This window comes from Polaribacter aestuariivivens, assembly GCF_005885675.1.
Lineage (GTDB): Bacteria > Bacteroidota > Bacteroidia > Flavobacteriales > Flavobacteriaceae > Polaribacter > Polaribacter aestuariivivens.
Genome location: NZ_VANR01000002.1, coordinates 125,693 through 144,749, shown reverse-complemented (window position 1 = coordinate 144,749; position 19,057 = coordinate 125,693). Strand labels below are relative to the sequence as shown.

15 protein-coding genes are annotated in these 19,057 nt (G+C 29.0%); 7 read left to right on the top strand and 8 right to left on the bottom strand.

The genetic code is table 11. From position 1 onward, the window contains the following. Nucleotides 1-98 precede the first annotated feature (98 nt). Together FDT66_RS03820 and FDT66_RS03815 are read right to left on the bottom strand one after the other, a co-directional pair. Nucleotides 99-2,816 (bottom strand): DNA gyrase/topoisomerase IV subunit A, encoded by a 2,718-nt coding sequence (locus FDT66_RS03820; RefSeq protein WP_138534836.1) that lies wholly within the window; start codon nt 2,814-2,816, stop codon nt 99-101. Between the two features lie 3 nt (nt 2,817-2,819). Continuing rightward, nucleotides 2,820-4,679, bottom strand: a complete 1,860-nt coding sequence (locus tag FDT66_RS03815) for a DNA topoisomerase IV subunit B (protein WP_138534835.1) — start codon at nt 4,677-4,679, stop codon at nt 2,820-2,822. Nucleotides 4,680-4,947: 268 nt separating this feature from the next. Between FDT66_RS03815 and lysA the strand changes: the two genes are divergently transcribed. The 5 genes from lysA to FDT66_RS03790 all read left to right on the top strand — a co-directional run bounded on the left by lysA (nt 4,948) and on the right by FDT66_RS03790 (nt 11,984). Continuing rightward, on the top strand, nt 4,948-6,192 hold the full coding sequence (gene lysA / locus FDT66_RS03810; RefSeq protein ID WP_138534834.1) for a diaminopimelate decarboxylase: 1,245 nt from the start codon (nt 4,948-4,950) through the stop codon (nt 6,190-6,192). 86 nt (nt 6,193-6,278) lie between these two features. Further along, a complete protein-coding gene (locus tag FDT66_RS03805; RefSeq protein ID WP_138534833.1) occupies nt 6,279-6,794 on the top strand; it encodes a GNAT family N-acetyltransferase in 516 nt (171 codons plus the stop codon). Nucleotides 6,795-6,881: 87 nt separating this feature from the next. Continuing rightward, a complete protein-coding gene (locus FDT66_RS03800) occupies nt 6,882-9,029 on the top strand; it encodes a Tex family protein (protein ID WP_138534832.1) in 2,148 nt (715 codons plus the stop codon). Between the two features lie 54 nt (nt 9,030-9,083). Then, nucleotides 9,084-9,596: a hypothetical protein gene (locus FDT66_RS03795; protein WP_138534831.1), complete on the top strand. Its 513-nt coding sequence runs from the start codon at nt 9,084-9,086 to the stop codon at nt 9,594-9,596. 6 nt (nt 9,597-9,602) lie between these two features. Further along, nucleotides 9,603-11,984 (top strand): type IA DNA topoisomerase, encoded by a 2,382-nt coding sequence (locus FDT66_RS03790; RefSeq protein ID WP_138534830.1) that lies wholly within the window; start codon nt 9,603-9,605, stop codon nt 11,982-11,984. An 8-nt stretch (nt 11,985-11,992) separates the two neighbouring features. Here FDT66_RS03790 and FDT66_RS03785 read toward each other — a convergent pair whose 3' ends face one another. From FDT66_RS03785 to FDT66_RS03775, 3 genes are read right to left on the bottom strand one after another with little or no spacing between them, the layout of a single operon-like run. After that, nucleotides 11,993-12,826, bottom strand: a complete 834-nt coding sequence (locus FDT66_RS03785; protein ID WP_171032309.1) for a BspA family leucine-rich repeat surface protein — start codon at nt 12,824-12,826, stop codon at nt 11,993-11,995. A gap of 10 nt (nt 12,827-12,836) precedes the next feature. Next, entirely contained in the window at nt 12,837-13,376 is a 540-nt protein-coding gene (locus FDT66_RS03780) for a hypothetical protein (RefSeq protein WP_138534828.1), read from the bottom strand. Between the two features lie 40 nt (nt 13,377-13,416). Further along, the gene (locus FDT66_RS03775; protein WP_138534827.1) at nt 13,417-14,010 is read right to left on the bottom strand and encodes a hypothetical protein; all 594 of its coding nucleotides are present in this window, start codon (nt 14,008-14,010) and stop codon (nt 13,417-13,419) included. 79 nt (nt 14,011-14,089) lie between these two features. Between FDT66_RS03775 and FDT66_RS03770 the strand changes: the two genes are divergently transcribed. Both FDT66_RS03770 and FDT66_RS03765 read left to right on the top strand, forming a co-directional pair. Continuing rightward, nucleotides 14,090-15,925 carry a sensor histidine kinase gene (locus FDT66_RS03770; protein WP_138534826.1) on the top strand — a complete coding sequence of 612 codons (1,836 nt, stop codon included), beginning with the start codon at nt 14,090-14,092 and terminating at the stop codon, nt 15,923-15,925. Continuing rightward, nucleotides 15,897-16,511: a response regulator transcription factor gene (locus tag FDT66_RS03765; protein ID WP_138534825.1), complete on the top strand. Its 615-nt coding sequence runs from the start codon at nt 15,897-15,899 to the stop codon at nt 16,509-16,511. Before FDT66_RS03770 ends, FDT66_RS03765 begins: the two co-directional genes overlap by 29 nt. A 6-nt stretch (nt 16,512-16,517) precedes the next feature. On the opposite strand, the gene FDT66_RS03760 is transcribed toward FDT66_RS03765, so the two are convergent. From FDT66_RS03760 to FDT66_RS03750, 3 genes are read right to left on the bottom strand one after another with little or no spacing between them, the layout of a single operon-like run. Continuing rightward, complete coding sequence (locus tag FDT66_RS03760) at nt 16,518-16,742, bottom strand: VF530 family protein (RefSeq protein WP_138534824.1); 225 nt, start codon at nt 16,740-16,742, stop codon at nt 16,518-16,520. 1 nt (nt 16,743) lies between these two features. Next, nucleotides 16,744-17,406 (bottom strand): NAD(P)H-binding protein, encoded by a 663-nt coding sequence (locus tag FDT66_RS03755; protein ID WP_138534823.1) that lies wholly within the window; start codon nt 17,404-17,406, stop codon nt 16,744-16,746. Between the two features lie 2 nt (nt 17,407-17,408). Further along, nucleotides 17,409-19,034, bottom strand: a complete 1,626-nt coding sequence (locus FDT66_RS03750; RefSeq protein WP_138534822.1) for an aminopeptidase P N-terminal domain-containing protein — start codon at nt 19,032-19,034, stop codon at nt 17,409-17,411. Nucleotides 19,035-19,057: the final 23 nt, after the last annotated feature.

Here is a 19,057-nt window from a genome sequence, read left to right as displayed (position 1 = left end):
TTATGAAATTTAGACTTTGAGGAACTGTAAAGTTGATATTCTAAAAAATCAGAATTTGTAAGATGATATGTTATTTTCATTTCGATAATTAAATATCCTTAAAACAACTTCTGTTGTGAATCGTCAGAATTATCTTTTTTCTTCTGAATCGCTTTCTTTAAAAGTGCTTGTTTTTTATCTTCTTTATCAGCATCCTCTAAAACAGGTTTTTCAACAACAGGAACATCAATTAGTTTTTCTTCAACAACCTCTATATCAACCTCAGCTTCTTCTGTAGTTTCCTTTTTTTCCTCTTCTTCAAAAGGCAATGATTCTAATAAATTAACTTGTTTAATTTTTTCTGTAGTTAATTGATTTCCTAAAGCTTTTATTCCTTTAACAGCGATAAATTCCTCAAAATTAACTTCTTCATTCTCTAAACTTCTTTTAGAAAATTGTACCTCTGCAATTGGCCTGTAATCTGTAGCTACAATTTCTAATTGGCTCTTAGGATGATCTGAAATAAATTCTTCTTCCTTTTCTGTAGTTTCAATTAAAAAACGTTTTACATAGTAGCGTTCTTTTTCTCCATCATAATAAATGGCAGAAATTGGTTTGTTTGGTTTCCATTTTTCTAAAACAATCATATCGTCTTCGAAATGCATTGCCAAATCTGGTTTTACAGCTTTTGCTTTACCACTTTGTGTAATGATTAAAAGTTTGTCTTCTGCTCTAAATTCACCTAATAATTCACCTCTATTATCCACATTTAAACGTTGTACTGCATCATCAAACCAAATTTTTCGTGGTTTTAAAGTTGAAACTCCTTCTGATTTAAAATCGACACTTTTTATGGTGTATTTTGTGATGGTATTTCCACGTACACCTCTACCTTTTACAGCTAAATCTGCAAAATCAATGTCCCATTTTAGTTTTTTAATACTGCCAACTGCTCGTAAATTAATAGTAACTACTTCTGCTTCACCATTTGGATTTGCAGAAAAATAATGTACCAAAGAGCCTTTTTTTCCGTTTGTTAAATCATATTCTTTATCACGTGTTACAGATGTTACGTTAAAACGTTTCATGTAAGAAGGTCCTTTTGGACCATCTCTGTACATGTAATTATAGACGGTTCTTTTGTCTTTTTTCTTGAAAACAGCTACGTGAATAATGTCTTTACCCACAAAAGTTTTAGCATCTACTTTTGTAACCATCATTCCACCATCTTTTCTAAAGATAATAATATCATCAATATCCGAACAATCGCACACAAATTCGTCTCTTTTTAAGGTAGTTCCAATAAAACCTTCTGCCCTATTTACATATAATTTTGCGTTGTTCATAGCAACTTTAGATGCTACAATGTCATCAAAAATTCTAATTTCTGTTTTACGTTCTTTACCTTTTCCATAGGTTTCTTTTAAACGCTTAAAATAGTCAATAGCAAAGACAACCAAATTTGCTAGATGCCCTTTTACGACAGCAATTTTATCTTCTAAACTTTCAATAAATTGTTTTGCTTTGTCAATATCAAATTTTGATATTTTTTTGATACGAATTTCTGTTAAACGTACAATATCTTCTTCAGTAATTGCTCGTTTTAAATGTTTAATATGTGGTTGTAATCCCTTATCAATTGCTTCGATTACACCTTCCCAGGTTTCTTCATCTTCAATATCTCTATAGATTCTGTTTTCTATAAAAATACGTTCTAATGATGAAAAATGCCATTGTTCTTCCAGCTCATTTAACTGAATTTCAAGTTCCTTTTTTAGCAATTCTACCGTTAAATCTGTAGAGTGTTTCAACATATCAGAAACTCCAGTAAAAACGGGTGTATTATTTTTAATTGTACAAGCCAAAGGCGAAATTGAAGTTTCACAATTTGTAAAAGCATACAAAGCATCTATACTTTTATCTGGTGAAACATTAGGTGGTAAATGCACCAAAATTTCTACTTCAGCTGCAGTATTGTCTTCAATTTTTTTAATTTTAATTTTACCTTTTTCGTTGGCTTTGATAATGCTATCAATTAAAGATGATGTTGTTGTGCCAAAAGGAATTTCATTAATTACCAACGTTTTTTTGTCTAATTGGGCAATTTTTGCACGAACTCTTACTTTTCCTCCACGTTTACCATCTTTATAATTGGTAAAATCTGCAATTCCACCTGTTAGAAAGTCAGGAACAATTTTAAAACTTCTACCTTTTAAATATTTAATGGAAGCATCTATAAGTTCTATAAAATTATGTGGTAATATTTTTGTTGATAAACCTACAGCAATTCCTTCTGCACCTTGAGCTAATAACAATGGAAATTTTACAGGTAAATCAATAGGTTCTTTTCTACGCCCATCATAAGAGAGTTTCCACTCAGTTGTTTTTGGGTTAAAAACTACATCTAACGCAAATTTAGACAAACGTGCCTCAATATATCTTGATGCTGCAGCTCTATCTCCTGTAAGAATATTTCCCCAATTTCCTTGCATATCAATCAGTAATTCTTTCTGACCTATTTGCACCATTGCATCAGCAATAGAGGCATCTCCATGAGGATGATACTGCATTGTGTGACCTACAATGTTAGCTACTTTATTGTAACGCCCATCATCTAAATCTTTCATAGAATGCATGATTCTACGTTGTACAGGTTTTAAACCATCTTCTAAAGATGGTACTGCTCTTTCTAAAATTACATACGAAGCATAGTCTAAAAACCACTCTTTGTACATTCCTGTAACTTTGGTAATGGTTTCTTCTTGTGGTGAATCTAAATTTTCATTTTGATTCGTTAATTCTTCTTCGTGTTCGTTTTCATTTATTTCTTCACTCATAATCTAAACTTCATCTTCTACGTAATCCAACTCTACTTTTAGGTTGTTTATGATAAATTTTTGTCTGTCTGGTGTGTTTTTTCCCATGTAAAACTGTAACATTTGTTCTATAGACATTTCTTTATCTAACATTACAGGATCTAAACGAATATCATCACCAATAAAATGTACAAATTCGTTTGGTGAAATTTCACCCAAACCTTTAAATCGAGTTATTTCTGGTTTTCCTCTTAATTTTTCTATTGCTTCACGTTTTTCTTCTTCAGAATAGCAATAGAATGTTTCTTTTTTATTTCGAACTCTGAATAAAGGAGTTTCTAAAATATACAAATGTCCTTCTTTTATCAATTCAGGAAAAAACTGCAAGAAAAATGTAATTAATAACAAACGAATGTGCATACCATCTACATCTGCATCTGTAGCAATTACAATATTATTGTATCTTAAATCTTCTAAACCATCTTCAATATTTAAAGCAGCTTGTAAAAGGTTAAACTCTTCATTCTCATAAACGATTTTTTTACTTAACCCATAAGAGTTTAAAGGTTTTCCTTTCAAGCTAAAAACTGCTTGTGTATTTACATTTCTTGACTTTGTGATAGAACCAGAAGCAGAATCTCCCTCTGTGATAAATAAAGTAGTTTCTAAATAATTTTCTTTTTTAATATCGCCTAAATGAATTCTACAATCACGTAATTTTTTGTTGTGCAAACTCGCTTTTTTAGCTCTATCTCTTGCCAGTTTTCGAATTCCAGAAAGTTCTTTTCGTTCTTTTTCTGCTTGTATAATTTTTTTCTGAAGTTTTTCCGCAACTTCAGTGTTTTTATGCAAATAATTATCTAGTTGTGTTTTTACAAAGTCGTTGATGTACGTTCTTACCGTTGGTAAATCTCCACCCATTTCTGTAGAACCTAATTTTGTTTTAGTTTGACTTTCAAAAACAGGTTCCATTACTTTAATTGCAATGGCAGAAATAATGGATTTTCTTACATCTGAAGCTTCAAAGTTTTTACCATAAAATTCACGAATTGTTTTTACGATTGCTTCTCTAAATGCTGCTTGGTGAGTTCCACCTTGTGTGGTGTGTTGTCCGTTTACAAAAGAGTGATATTCCTCAGAATATTGTGTTTTACTATGTGTTAACGCAACCTCAATATCATCGCCTTTTAAATGAATTATTGGATACAACATATCATCTTTATTGTTGTTGTCTTCCAATAAATCTTTCAATCCGTTTTCTGAAAAATATTTTTCTCCGTTAAAAATTATGGTTAAACCTGGGTTTAAATACACATAATTTTTTAGCATTTTTGCTACGTATTCACTTCTGAACTTATAGTTTTTAAAAATTTCTTCATCAGGGATAAATTGAACTTTAGTACCTTTTCTTCTTGAAGTTTCTTCTAAAAACTCTTTATTTTCTAAATTACCTTGACTAAACTCAGCAGAAGCAGATTTTCCTTCTCGTGAAGACTCTACTCTAAAGTATGAAGAAAGTGCGTTTACTGCTTTTGTACCTACTCCGTTTAAACCTACCGATTTTTTGAAGGCTTTTGAATCGTATTTACCTCCAGTATTCATCTTAGAAACTACGTCTACAACTTTTCCTAAAGGAATTCCACGTCCGTAATCTCTTACTGTTACTTTGCTTCCGTGAATAGAAATTTCAATAGTTTTTCCAGCTCCCATTACATATTCATCAATGGAATTGTCTAAAACTTCTTTTACTAAAATATAAATTCCGTCATCTGCAGAAGAGCCATCACCTAATTTACCAATGTACATTCCTGGACGCATTCTAATATGCTCTTTCCAATCTAAAGACCGTATATTATCTTCTGTATATTTTGTTTCTTGACTCATAAAATCGCTTACTACTGTTAGGTTTGAAGTACTCGTAAAAATAGGGTTTAACAAAGAAAAATGAAATGGCTTTAACAATTAGTTATCAACAGGATTTCAACGTTTTTTAAAGGCATAATTATTAATTTTTATTTGTAGAAAAACTGCTACCTTCTAAAAGCTAAACAACCTTAAAATTCACAATAAAAAACAATTTGTTATATTTTTAAACAAAAACAAGTTTATTAAACAATTTGGTTACTTTTGACCAAAATTAAATAACATTATTGTGGAAAACACACAACTTTTAGAATTAGCAAATAAATACGGAAGTCCTTTATACGTTTACGATACAGATAAAATTGAATCGCAATATAATAGATTAACTCAGGCTTTTAGTAGTGTAAAAAACTTAAAATTAAACTATGCTGTAAAAGCATTGTCAAACATAAATATTTTAAAATTCTTTAAAAATTTAGGTGCAGGTTTAGATACGGTTTCTTACCAAGAAGTTCAATTGGGTTTAACAACAGGAATTGATCCAAAAAATATTATTTACACGCCAAATGGAGTTTCATTACAAGAAATTGAAGAAGTTGCTAAATTAGGTGTACAAATAAATATTGATAATCTATCTATTTTAGAGTTATTTGGACAAAAACATCCAGAAATTCCTGTTTGTGTTCGTATCAATCCGCATATTATGGCTGGTGGTAATTCTAAAATTTCTGTAGGTCATATCGACTCTAAATTTGGTATTTCCATTCACCAAGTGCCACATATTAAACGTGTTGTAGAAAATACAGGAATGAACATCAACGGAATTCACATGCACACAGGTTCTGATATTTTAGATATTGACACTTTTTTACGTGCCTCAGAAATTTTATTTGATGTAGCAAAACAATTCAAAAATATTGATTTCATAGATTTTGGAAGTGGATTTAAAGTTCCTTACAAAGAAGGAGATATTTCTACAGATATTGAACAATTGGGTATTCAATTATCAGAGCGATTTAATGAGTTTTGTACAGAATATGGTAAAGAAATTACCTTGATGTTTGAACCAGGAAAGTTTTTGGTTTCAGAAGCTGGTTCTTTTTTAGCAAAAGTAAACGTTGTAAAACAAACAACCTCTACTGTTTTTGCACATGTAGATTCTGGTTTCAATCACCTAGTAAGACCAATGATGTATAATTCCTATCATCATATTACAAATATTTCTAATCCTGATGGAAGAGACAGATATTACTCTGTAGTAGGTTATATTTGTGAAACTGATACATTTGGTTCTAATAGAAGAATTGCAGAAATTTCTGAAGAAGATGTACTTTGCTTTCACAACGCTGGCGCATATTGTTTTTCAATGGCATCTAATTACAACTCACGTTATTTACCTGCAGAAGTAATGGTTGTTAACGGAAAAGATTATTTGATTAGAAAAAGACAAACCATTCAAGATATTTTGCATAACCAAGAAGTTGTAGATTTTGCTCCAAAAAGTAAAGTCAAAAAAGAAAAAGTTACCGCATAAAATCTTAAAAAATAAATTATTTTAGCCACAGAAATACAACGTACAAATTGTATTTCTGTGGTTTTTTTATTCAAATATTTAATTCAATGAAAATTCAACTTTCAACTTTACATGATATTCCAAGAATTATGGAAATTATTAACGATGCAAAATCATTGTTAAAATCAATGAATATAGATCAATGGCAAAATGGATACCCAAATAAAGAACAAGTTGAAAACGACATTAGTAATAAAGAAAGTTATGTTATTTTAAATGAAAATGACACAATTGTGGCTACAACTATGTTTACCACGAGAAAAGAACCTACTTATAAAAAAGTAATTGATGGTAATTGGATACAAGATGAATCTGAGCCTTATGGAGTAATTCATAGATTAGCGATGAGTAAAAATCATAGAGGAAAAGGCATTTCAAAATTTGTTTTTGAGCAATTGCATCAACAGTTAAAAGAAAAAAATATTAGAAGTTTAAAAATTGATACGCATGAAGATAACAAAACCATGCAAGCCTTAATTAAAAAAATGGGGTATCAATATTGTGGTATTATTTATACCAGTTATGGAGCAAAACGTTTGGCTTTTGAAAAGATTATTAATTAATAAAAGAATTTAAAAACTATCTTAGCAACCTCATAAAACCACTTTTATGAGGTTTCCTTTTCTTAGCGTATTATAATTGATAAAAAAATGCAATTACACACTTACATAAAACAACAAACTCAATTATCAGAAAAAGCAATAAAAAATACAATTTTATTATTAAATGAAGACGCTACAATTCCTTTTATTAGTAGATATAGAAAAGAATTGACTGATAATTTAGACGAAGTAGAAATTGGTGAAATTGTAAAATTTAAAGAAGCTTTTGAAACCCTTGAAAAACGTAAAAAAGCAATTTTAAAAGCTTTAGAAGAACAAGATTTTTTAACATCAGAATTAGAAGGAAAAGTAACTAATTCTAAAGATTTAATTGCTTTAGAAGATGTGTATTTACCTTTTAAAAAGAAACGAAAAACCAAAGCAGAAAGCGCACGTTTACAAGGCTTAGAACCTTTAGCTAAAATGATGATGAGTCAGCGTGTAAATGATTTGGAATATACTGCATCAAAATACATAAATAATGATGTTGAAACCATTGAAGAAGCTCTAGAAGGCGCACGTTTTATTATTGCTGAATGGATTAATGAACGAACTGATATTAGAAATAATATTCGTTATCAATTAGAACGTTTTGCGCAAATTTCATCCAAAATAATTAAGACTAAAAAAGATGACACTTCGTCTGCGCTCAGTACAAGTTCCAAAGCACAAAAATTTAAAGATTATTTTGATTGGAGCGAATCATTAAACAGAATTCCATCACACAGATTGTTAGCTATTTTACGAGCTGAAAGCGAAGGTTTTATTCGTGTAAAATTAGAGATAGATAATGAAAGAGCTTTGCAAAAAATGGAAGATAGAATTATTCGTTCCAACAACGAGTGCGCTCATCAAATTCAATTGGCTATTCAAGATGCTTACAAACGATTATTATTCCCTTCTTTATCCAATGAAGCTTTAGCTATTGCTAAAGAAAAAGCAGATGAAGCAGCTATTACTGTTTTTGCTAAAAACTTAAAACAATTGTTATTAGGAGCGCCTTTAGGTGAAAAAAGAGTGCTGGCAATAGATCCTGGTTTTAGATCGGGTTGTAAAGTGGTTTGTTTAAATGAGCAAGGTGATTTGCTTCACAATGAAACTATTTTTCCACACACTCCTCAAAATCAATCTTTTGATGCCATTAAAAAAATCAGTTCTTTAGCTGAGGCTTATCAAATTGAAGCCATTGCTATTGGAAATGGAACAGCTTCTAGAGAAACAGAACAACTTATTAAAAAAGTACAGTTTAAAAATACCATTGATGTTTTTGTGGTAAGTGAAGCTGGTGCTTCTATTTATTCTGCTTCCAAAATTGCTAGAGATGAATTTCCTAATTACGATGTTACAGTTCGTGGAGCAGTTTCTATTGGACGTAGATTGCAAGATCCTTTGGCTGAATTGGTTAAAATTGATGCAAAATCAATTGGTGTTGGACAATATCAGCATGATGTAGATCAAACCAAACTAAAAAAATCTTTGGATACTACAGTTGAAAGTTGTGTAAATACAGTTGGCATAAATATCAATACAGCAAGTGAATCTTTGTTGAGTTATGTTTCTGGAATTGGACCAAAACTAGCAGAAAACATCGTACAATATAGAAACGAAAATGGAGCTTTCAACTCAAGAAATGATATTAAAAAAGTACCAAGATTAGGTGGAAAAGCCTATGAGCAAGCAGCAGGATTTTTACGTATTAAAAATGCAAAAAATCCTTTAGATGATTCTGGAGTACATCCAGAAAGCTATACTATTGTTGATAAAATGGCAAAAGATTTAAAGAGTAAAGTTGATGATTTGATAGGAAATAAAGAAATTCTTCAGAAAATTAATTTACAAAATTATATTTCAGAAAACGTAGGTTTACCAACTTTGAAAGATATTATTAAAGAACTAGAAAAACCAGGAGTTGACCCAAGGCAAAAAGCAAAAGCTTTTGCTTTTGATGCAACTATTAAAACTATCAACGATTTAGAAATAGGTCAGTTATTACCTGGAATTGTAAATAATATCACCAATTTTGGTTGTTTTGTAGATATTGGTATTAAAGAAAGTGGTTTAATTCACGTTTCTAATTTATCAGATACTTTTGTAAAAGACGTCAATACCATTGTGGCTTTACAACAACAAATTGTAGTGAAAGTTTTAGAGGTAGATGTGGTTAGAAAACGAATTCAATTGGCTTTGGTGAAGTAATTTCTAAAAAAACCATAAATATTTCTTTAATTTGAACTTCAAAAAAAACTTATTATGCAAAAAATTAAAAGCTTTTTATTCATATCAATTTTAGCATCATTTTTTTCATGTAGTTCAGAAAAAGATTGTGCAAAAACTATTATTATTCAAAATGAATTTACAATTACTACTACATCTGGTTCCGTTTTTTATCCAGAAATAACCCAGGTTGTAGACTGTAGTTTTCCAGAACCAGATATTGCAGAAACAATTAAGGAACTTCCTAGATTATCTGAATTTTCATATAATGTTTTAGAGTTTGATTTTACACCTGACACAGGTAATAATACGAGTAGATTAAAATATAAAATAGAACTAAATAATACAGGCAATAAAAATATTAAAGGTATTCCATTTATAACTACAAATGCTGATGGTGTTATTGTTTCACAAGCAAATATTGATAATTGTGTTGAATTAAATCCTGACTCTAGTTGTATAATTTCTTATGATAAAGAAGAATCTTTAGATATTGCAATTATTAAAAATATAACATTACAAAATGTCGAATATTTAGTCATTCAATAAAAATAAATGAAAGTCTGTATCGCCGAAAAACCAAGTGTCGCAAGAGAAATTGCTAGTATTTTAGGAGCCAACACAAAACGTGATGGTTTCTACGAAGGTAATGGCTATGCTGTAACCTACACTTTTGGGCATTTATGCACGCTTTTAGAGCCCAAAGATTACAAACCGCATTGGAAAAGTTGGGATTTGAATAACCTACCTATGTTGCCTGAACGTTTTGATACGAAAGTGAATGGAGATTCAGGAATTAAAAAACAATTTAATATTGTAAAAAGTTTGTTCGAAAAAGCAGATGTTATCATAAATTGTGGTGATGCTGGTCAAGAAGGAGAACTCATTCAACGTTGGGTAATTAATCAATGTAATTACAAAGGAGAAGTAAAACGATTATGGATTTCATCACTTACAGAAGAAGCCATAAAAGAAGGCTTTCAAAATTTAGAATCTTCTAAAAAATACGATAACCTTTACTATGCTGGGTATTCTAGAGCTATTGGAGATTGGTTGTTAGGTTTAAATGCAACTCGCTTATATACTGTTAAATTTGGTGGTTATAAACAAGTGTTGTCCATTGGTAGAGTGCAAACTCCTACTCTAGCGATGTTAGTAAATCGTTATAAAGAAATTCAAGATTTTAAACCACAACCTTATTGGGAGCTGCAAACAACTTACAGAAATACACTTTTCAATTATGAAGATGGACGCTTTTTAAAACAAGAAGATGGTCAAGTTTTAGCGGATAAAGTGGCTCAATCTGAATTTGAAATTGTTTCTGTTACCAAAAAGAAAGGAAAAGAATATGCTCCTAAATTATTCGATTTAACGGGTTTACAAGTATATTGTAATAATAAATTTGGGTTTTCTGCAGATGATACTCTAAAAATTGTTCAGAAATTGTATGAAATGAAAGTAGTTACCTATCCAAGAGTAGATACTACTTTTTTACCAAATGATGTATACCCAAAAGTTGCAGGAATTTTATCGAAATTAACCAATTATAGCGAATTAACTCAACCACTTTTAGGAAAGAAAATAAAAAAATCGAAACGTGTTTTTGATGATAAAAAAGTAACAGATCATCATGCTATAATTCCAACAGGAATTCAAGGAAATTTGCAGTACAACCAACAGCAAGTTTATGACATTATTACCAAAAGATTCATCGCTGTTTTTTATCCGGATTCAGATGTTTCTAACACTTCAGTAATGGGTAAAGCTGCTGAAGTACCTTTTAAAACAAATGGAAAAGAAATTTTAACCAAAGGTTGGCGTGTTGTTTTTGAAACAGAAGAAAGTAAGGTGAAAAAAGAATTAAACGCACAAACTACTTTACCATCTTTTGTAAAAGGTGAAAAAGGTTCACATGAACCATCCTTTTTAGAAAAAGAAACCAAACCACCAAGAAATTTTACAGAAGCAAGTTTATTACGCGCCATGGAAACTGCAGGGAAACAAGTGGATGATGATGAAATGCGCGAATTGATGAAAGAAAATGGTATTGGAAGACCATCAACCAGAGCAAGTATTATTGAAACATTATTCCGAAGAAAATACATTAAACGTAAAAAGAAATTAGTTGTACCCACACAAACTGGCATCGACTTAATTGAATTAATTGACAATGAACTTTTAAAGTCTGCAGAATTAACTGGTAGATGGGAAAAGCGTTTAAAAGAAATTGAAAGAGGAGAATTTAATGCAGGAACTTTCATAAATAATATGAAAAAAATGGTGGATGAATTGGTGTATGAAGTTCGTTCTAATAATACAGTAAAAAGACTTTCTTCAAACTCAACAGTCACTTCGAGCGCAGTTGAGAAATCTCCACAAGGTAAAAATGATAAAAAATCTAAAAAACAAGTAGCAGGTAAAACGTGTCCGAAATGTAAAAAAGGAACTTTACTAAAAGGATCTTCTGCTTATGGTTGCTCTGAATACAAAAATAATTGTGATTTAAAAATTCCGTTTGAAATTTACGGAAAAAAAATATCTGAAAATCAACTAATTCGTTTGATTGATAAAGGTTGTACTACAAATTTAAAAGGTTTTAAAACTGATTCTGAAAAAATAGATGGATTGATTCGTTTTGATGAAAATTTTGCATTAAAATTAGAGGCAAAACAAAAACAAAATGCAAAAAAAAGTGAGATTTCTATACAAGGTCGAAATGACAATTCAAATGTTTCTTCGAACGCAGTTGAGAAGTCTTCTGATAAAATAGTTTGTCCAAAATGTAAAAAAGGAACTATTTTAAAAGGAAAAACCGCTTACGGTTGTTCCAATTATAAAAATGGATGTGATTTTTTATTTCCTTTTGCAAAAATTAAAGAAATAGCTAATGGAAAAACCTTAACTAAAGATTTGGTCTTGGAAATTATATCGAAATAACTATTTTTTTAATTACAATTTGTGAAGTTTGGCTTTGGTAAAGTCCAATTTAGTGCATCTTTGCTAAAATTAATACAACCTGAAGCTTTCACTTCATTTCCACTTGTATTTGTAAATACATAGCTTTCGTCTGTTATTTGGTTTACAATCCAAGAAGATAAATTTTGATTAAAGTTTTCACAATCAAAAAACATTTCAGTCATATTTAAAACGTTTGATGTATTCCATGAACTTATATCTTGATTAAAATTATCAGCATCGTAGAACATTTGACCCATATTCTCTACACTACTAACATCCCAAGAACTTATGTTGCCGTTATAATTTGAACTAAAAAAAGTTAAACTCATATCTAAAACATTTGAAGTATCCCAATTATTCAAGTTTTGATTAAAGTCTTTTGTACCTCCAAACATATAAGACATATCAATTACATTAGAAACATCCCAATTGCTTATATCTTGATTAAAATCATTAGCATTAGTAAACATTCTGCTCATATTTGTTACAGCGCTAACGTCCCAAGAACTTATATCTTGGTTAAATGATCTGTCTGACCAGAATAACTCACTCATATCTTTTATACCTGTTGTAACAACTTTAGAAAGATCTTGTAAATTGTTTCTCATTTCAATAATCATTTGCTTGTCAACTAAAGTGTACGTTTCGCCATTTAAAATTCCTTTTGAGCCAACTGCAACGTTTTGTTTTGCTTTTATAGTTATACCATTAGTAGCAACAAAAAAGATATCAGTATTATTTTGATTATCGTCTATTTCATCCTCGCTTGTAGAACAATTTATTAGACAAAATACACCTAGTATAAATATTATTTTTTTCATTTTCATATATTTATAATCTTATTGCTAATCCTACTAAAACTCTATCTACTCCTTCAATTGCGTAATTATATTCTACTTGAATTCCATATTTTGATTCTTTACCAAAAAATACCATTCCTCCAAAGTTTGCATATGAAATGAAATCAAATAAAAATTCACTTGAACTTTCAGTTGCTATTTTTATATCTGAATAGCCAATTTGAAGACCTGCAGATAAAGTAGAATAAAATTTAAATATATCTTCTTCAAACATAAATCCACCTCCTACTTGCAATGGTAAATAAAATAATGAACTTTCATTATTTTCAAATTTAGTAGCAGAGTAACCTACACCTATTTTACCTTGAACAATAAAATTCTTTAAAAAAGTTTCATAAGGCATAATAGAACCACCTTCATAATATATATTTAAAAAATTATCATCTAGCTCAAGATTTTTAATATCTAATGTATGGTAGTCTGATGGAGATAGAGAGTTATTTTTTTCATCTTGTCCAAAGATTGAAAAACTAGTAAGAATTAGTAATGTAAATAAAAATTTAATTTTCATAATTGATTGTTTAAAGTTGAAATTTGATATTATTTAGTACTTAACATGTAGAGTTTAAGATTGAAAATGTTCTCTCTCCTCTAAAAATTTCATTTCCATTGTTGTCTAAATATTTTAAAAAGAAAGGAAATTCTATATATTCAAAATTGTCTTTTGTAATGTTATAAAATGATGGAATTGTTAAATTAAATTCAAAGCCTGAAAGCTCTTTAGTGTCATCATTTGGATCTTGAATTATTCCAATAAATTTGAGACTACCATCCTCGTAAACGTCTTCTGTAAATAAACCATTATCATATCTAATAATAACTCTATTGCTCTCTAAAGTTTCTAAACCTGTTTGAAATCCTTCTTGAGGATGTTTTGGCAAATAAATTTTTATGGTTGCAGTTGTAAAAATATTAGATGGAAGTTCTGCTTGACATACAAAACAATCAAAATTTACATTCGTAGAACCTTCAATTTCTGTAGTGAAAAAACTTATATTGTTTATATTATGCTGTCCTCCATAAAATTTTCTTTCCCAAGGAGTAAGCACTTCTGAATCTACTATTTCTTCTTCTGTACTTTCACATGAGCTAAAGGAAAATGCAATAACAAATAAGTATACAAAAGGTTTAAAAATAGTATTCATAATCATTTAAATTAAAAATTTAGCACAAAATTAGAACATCATTTTCAATAAAAAATCATACTTTAGTGTTAGATTTTTCATGAAAAAAAGGATTTTATTTTTTTTAGTTTTATTGCCTCTTTTAGTCTTTTCCCAACAAAAAAAGACTGAATATCTTATTCATAAAAATGCTTACTACTTAGATAATTCTCAGGATATTGATGATTTTAATCAGATATATAGCTACTATAAAAATGGAGCGTTTATCAAACCTATTGGGAATGACATTTATGATAATATAGATAAAAACAAAAGTAAATGGTTGCTAATAAAATTACCCAAACAGTTAAAGGAAGATTCTTATTTTACAATTTGGCATCAATATTTTAAAAGCGTAGAAGTTTATCAGATAAAAAATGATACTGTTCTCAAATTACACTGTATTGATAATTTACAGAATTTTAGTCATAAAGCAATAAATTTTAGACTGCCAACTTGGAAAATTGAAAAAGGAAATAATATTGAATTAATCATAAAAATAGAGAATAGCATTTCGCTTTTTACAAAAAAATTTCTGCTTCTTAACGAAAATGAGTTTTTAGAATTCGTTCAAAAAGACGGTTACTTTACCATTTTCTTGCTAACTTTTTTTATTATTTTACTTTTAGTGAATCTATTGTTGTTTTTAGACCAAAAAAGATGGAGTTTTATTGCTTATGGTTTTTTTCTAATTTTTACTTTTCTAGATTTATTTGCCTATAAAGGTTTGGGTGTAAAATATCTTTGGGGGGATTCTCTTTTTTTAATTGTGAATTTAAAAACAATGTTTCAGCTACTTGGATTTTCTTTTTTAATTCTCTTTCAGCTATCATTTTATGGAAAAAAAAGAATTCCAAAATTCTTTAATGGTTTTTTAAAGTTTTTCATCGGAATAAATTCTCTTTTACTATTGTTATTCTTGTCAAAAATTTATCACTCAAACTTTTCGAACATAAAAAGTATTTCTTGGGTTGTTTTGCAACTAGAGATTATTTTTATGATCGTTTTTCATGTTTATTTGGCTTTTAAAAATAAAATCCCAAAATATCTTGCTGTAGGTTTTACAATACCTTTATTTTTCTATCAAATTAGAACTTTATACAATCCAGAAGCAGACATATCAATACTTACAGGTTTACTTTTAGATAACGCACAATACATTGCTACTGCATTAGAACTGGTTTTTATTACTTATTTTATCATATCTGAAATACTTCAAGAAAAACGTATGGCATCTATTTTAAAACAAGAGAACTTAGCTCTAAAAAACTCATTTCAAGACAATCTTTTGCAATTGCAACTTAAAGAGAGAAATCAATTAATAAACGCTGTTCACGATAGTTTTGGAGGTAATATTGAAGCTTTAAAAATTAACCTTTTAGGTAATATTCATCAAAAAAAATCTGAAATAGAAAAAATTGTAAATTCCTTTTATAAAGAATATCGTTTCTTATTAAATACCATTTTTACTCCAAAAATAAACGTGGAAAATCTTATTGAGAATTTAAATGACTTATGCTTAAAGTTAAATACTTTATCAAAGATTGATATTCAAACTCATTTTCATTTGAATGATACTTTTTTAAAACAAGAGGATACTTATCATATTTACCTTATATTTTCCGAACTATTAACAAACGGAATTAAATATTCTAAAGCATCACATATTTTAGTTAGAATGGTTACAGAAAATCAATTTATTATATTAAAATATATAGATAATGGTATTGGTTTTGATACTACATTTATTCCAAAAAATGGTTTTGGTTTGCATAATATCAAAGAGAGAGTTGCTTTATTAAATGGTACTACTAAAATTGAATCATCCAAAAACAATGGTGTAACTATAACAATGAAAATCCCTAAAAATGAAACAAATAAAAATAGTAATAGCTGATGATAGTCGGTTTTTTGTAGATGCTTTAGCAAATCATTTTTCGGATAATAAAAAAATAGATGTTGTTGCTACTTTTATTGATTTAAATGAATTAATTAAATACACCAATAATGCTATTTTTGATGTGCTGGTTTTAGATATCAATTTTAAAGGAGTAAATTCATTAGATTATATTGATAAAATTAGACCAGAAAAGAAGAGCTTTAAAATTATAAGCTTAACTTCTTTAAATAATAGTTTTATGAAAAGAGAATCTTTAAAAAAACAGGTAGATGTGTTTGTTGGTAAAGATAGCGACATTGAAAAGTTCGAAGAGATAATTGTAAATAGTTTATCTGCTAATAACCAAAAAAAAGAAATTAAAACTAAAATTCACTTTGATAAAATAGATTTTACAGATAGAAAAATAGAGATTTTAAAAGCACTATATAAACACTCTGATAAAACTTCAGAACAAATTGCTGAAATACTTAACATCACAGAAAATTCATTAAAATCTCATAAAAGGCAACTGTTTGAAATGACAAACACTCAAAACACAACAGATTTAGTAAAATATGGTATACAAAAAGGATTGATAATTTAAAATAACTTATTTATCAATTATATGTTTAATGTAAAAACGCTCCACTTTTTCTCTTGCCCAAGGTGTAGTTCGTAAAAATTTTAAACTCGATTTGTATGTTGGGTTGTTTTTAAAAGCTTTTATATTTAAAGTATCTCCTAACTCTTCCCATCCATATTCTTTAAAAAGTTCTTCTAAAATTGTTGCTAACTTTATTCCATGCATTGGATTGTTGGGTTGTTTTTCACTCACGTTATTTGGTATTTGCTATTAATAAAATTTTATCAGAACTAATAATAACTTCTTTTTCGGGTTTATTAGCTAGTATTTTCATACAGCTGGCAATTTTTTCTGGGTGTATCATTCTGTATTTTTTTAAAGCACCAACAAATAATGGATTTAAAATACTCATTATTATTTTCCCTATTTTTTCTCCAATTCTTTTTTCATCACGATTACCGCCAATTAAAGAAGGTCTTAAAATAAATGTATTTTTAATTTTTAGTTGTAAAACATCGCGCTCCATTTCTCCTTTCGTTCTATTATAAAAAACACTACTATCTGGATTTGCTCCCATTGATGACATTACCACAAATGTTTCAATACCATTTTGTTTAGAAAGTTTTGCTGCTGTTACTGGAATTCCGTAATCTATTTTCTTATACTTTTCTTTATCTTTCGTTTTAGAAGCTGTGGTTCCAATACAACAATAAACTTCATCTCCAGTAAAATCTTTTGAATGATTTTCCAATTGTAATAAATCAACAATAAATTCTTGTATTTTTTCTGATGCAACTTCTACAGAACTTCTTGAAAAAAGTTTAATTGTTGAGTACCTTTTATCTGCTAATAATTTTTCTAAAAGAATACCTCCTGTTAAGCCTGTTGCTCCTAAAATGATTGCAGTTTTACTCATTATTAATCTAAATCTGGTAAAATAAATTCATTTAAAACAGATTTCTTTTTCATCATTTTTTCAATTTCATCTGATTTTCTTGGAGCTTCCCCAGATAAATTAACAGGCCCATTGTTGGTAATTAAAATATCGTCTTCAATTCTAACTGCTATTCCCCAGTATTTTTTGTCACAATTACTTCCTTCAGGAATATAAATTCCAGGTTCTACAGTAATTACAGAATTTTCTACAAAAGTACCATAGGTTCCTGCATCATGAACGTCTAATCCAATATAATGTGTAACTCCATGAGGTAAATAATTATGTTTTTCATCTACAGATTTTATGATTCCTAATTTTACCAAACCTTCATTAATCACTTTTCTACAGGCCATATTTGGAGCACCAAAACTGTTGCCCACTTTACTCTCGGCAATACCAGCTTCTTGTGCTGCATATACAATATCATAAATTTCTTTTTGTTCTTTTGTAAATTTTCCACTTGCAGGTATTGTGCGTGTTACATCTGCAGTGTAACCTCTATATTCTGCTCCTAAATCCATTAAAACCAAATCATTACCAACTTTGGTTTTATTATTTTCAATGTAATGTAAAATACAACCATTGTTTCCTGCACCTACAATTGATGGATATCCTTCATATTCTGCACCATATTTTTTGTAAACAAATTCATGAATTCCTTGTAATTCAGTTTCAGACATATGTGGTTTCATGGCTTTCATTACCTCAATTTGTCCAACTGCAGAAATACGAACTGCTTTGGTTAAAAGTTTTAGTTCTTCTGCTGTTTTAACTTCTCTTAACGCAGCTAAATTATTAGATAAAAAACTAACGTCTATATTAGTTTTTGATGCTAATTTTAAGGTTATTTTTTGTTTAAGTTCTTTTTTTAATTTATCAGTTGTAGCATCTTTATATTGCATTAAATCTTCATCATTTTTTAATGAAGGGTCATAAGCCAAAGCTCTACCAATTATTTGCGCAACATTGGCACTGTTTTCTATTGGTGTAACTTTAATAAACTCATAAATTTGCTTTTTTATTGATGATAAAAAATTCTTTGGATTATAGTTCGCTTTCTCTTTAAAAGATTTTACCAAATCATAAATTTCTGCGGTTTCTCTTTCTGAGTTTCTGTAATCGTCATTAAACTTTTCTATAAAAACTCTATCAAATTTTGTAAAATCTACTTTTGAGTCTACAAAGTCTTGTCCGTTAAAAGCCACTTTAAAACCTAAGTTCTTCTTTGCTCCTTCAATTCCTAAACGCTTTCCATTCCATTGTTCTGCTCTTTCATCTTTCTCTTGAACATATAATATTTCATTATAAGAAATACCATTTTCATCAGTTTGATTATCAGAAAATAATACCAAAACTCCATTTGGCTCTCTGTAGCCTGTTAAATAGTAAAAATTTGGATCCTGATGAAACACATAATCTACATCATTCGCTCTATTTCTTAGAGGGTTTGCAAATACTACAGCCACAGAATTTGGTGGCATTTTAGCCCTTAAAGCATCTCTTCTGCTCTTATGAAATTCTTTTGATAAAAAATCTGTAGGTGTTTGTGAAAATCCACTGAAAGTAATTGTCAGTAAAAAAACACATAAAAAATTAAAATTCTTCATTTTAAAAAAGATTAATGGTTGTT

Coding starts and splice junctions, on each gene's coding strand:
- FDT66_RS03795 (WP_138534831.1), top strand. CDS start 9,084: ATGCAAAAAATTAAAAGCTTTTTATTCATATCAATTTTAGCATCATTT.
- FDT66_RS03790 (WP_138534830.1), top strand. CDS start 9,603: ATGAAAGTCTGTATCGCCGAAAAACCAAGTGTCGCAAGAGAAATTGCT.
- FDT66_RS03820 (WP_138534836.1), bottom strand. CDS start 2,816: ATGAGTGAAGAAATAAATGAAAACGAACACGAAGAAGAATTAACGAAT.
- FDT66_RS03765 (WP_138534825.1), top strand. CDS start 15,897: ATGAAACAAATAAAAATAGTAATAGCTGATGATAGTCGGTTTTTTGTA.
- FDT66_RS03800 (WP_138534832.1), top strand. CDS start 6,882: ATGCAATTACACACTTACATAAAACAACAAACTCAATTATCAGAAAAA.
- FDT66_RS03750 (WP_138534822.1), bottom strand. CDS start 19,034: ATGAAGAATTTTAATTTTTTATGTGTTTTTTTACTGACAATTACTTTC.
- FDT66_RS03755 (WP_138534823.1), bottom strand. CDS start 17,406: ATGAGTAAAACTGCAATCATTTTAGGAGCAACAGGCTTAACAGGAGGT.
- FDT66_RS03780 (WP_138534828.1), bottom strand. CDS start 13,376: ATGAAAATTAAATTTTTATTTACATTACTAATTCTTACTAGTTTTTCA.
- FDT66_RS03785 (WP_171032309.1), bottom strand. CDS start 12,826: ATGAAAAAAATAATATTTATACTAGGTGTATTTTGTCTAATAAATTGT.
- FDT66_RS03775 (WP_138534827.1), bottom strand. CDS start 14,010: ATGAATACTATTTTTAAACCTTTTGTATACTTATTTGTTATTGCATTT.
- FDT66_RS03815 (WP_138534835.1), bottom strand. CDS start 4,679: ATGAGTCAAGAAACAAAATATACAGAAGATAATATACGGTCTTTAGAT.
- FDT66_RS03770 (WP_138534826.1), top strand. CDS start 14,090: ATGAAAAAAAGGATTTTATTTTTTTTAGTTTTATTGCCTCTTTTAGTC.
- FDT66_RS03805 (WP_138534833.1), top strand. CDS start 6,279: ATGAAAATTCAACTTTCAACTTTACATGATATTCCAAGAATTATGGAA.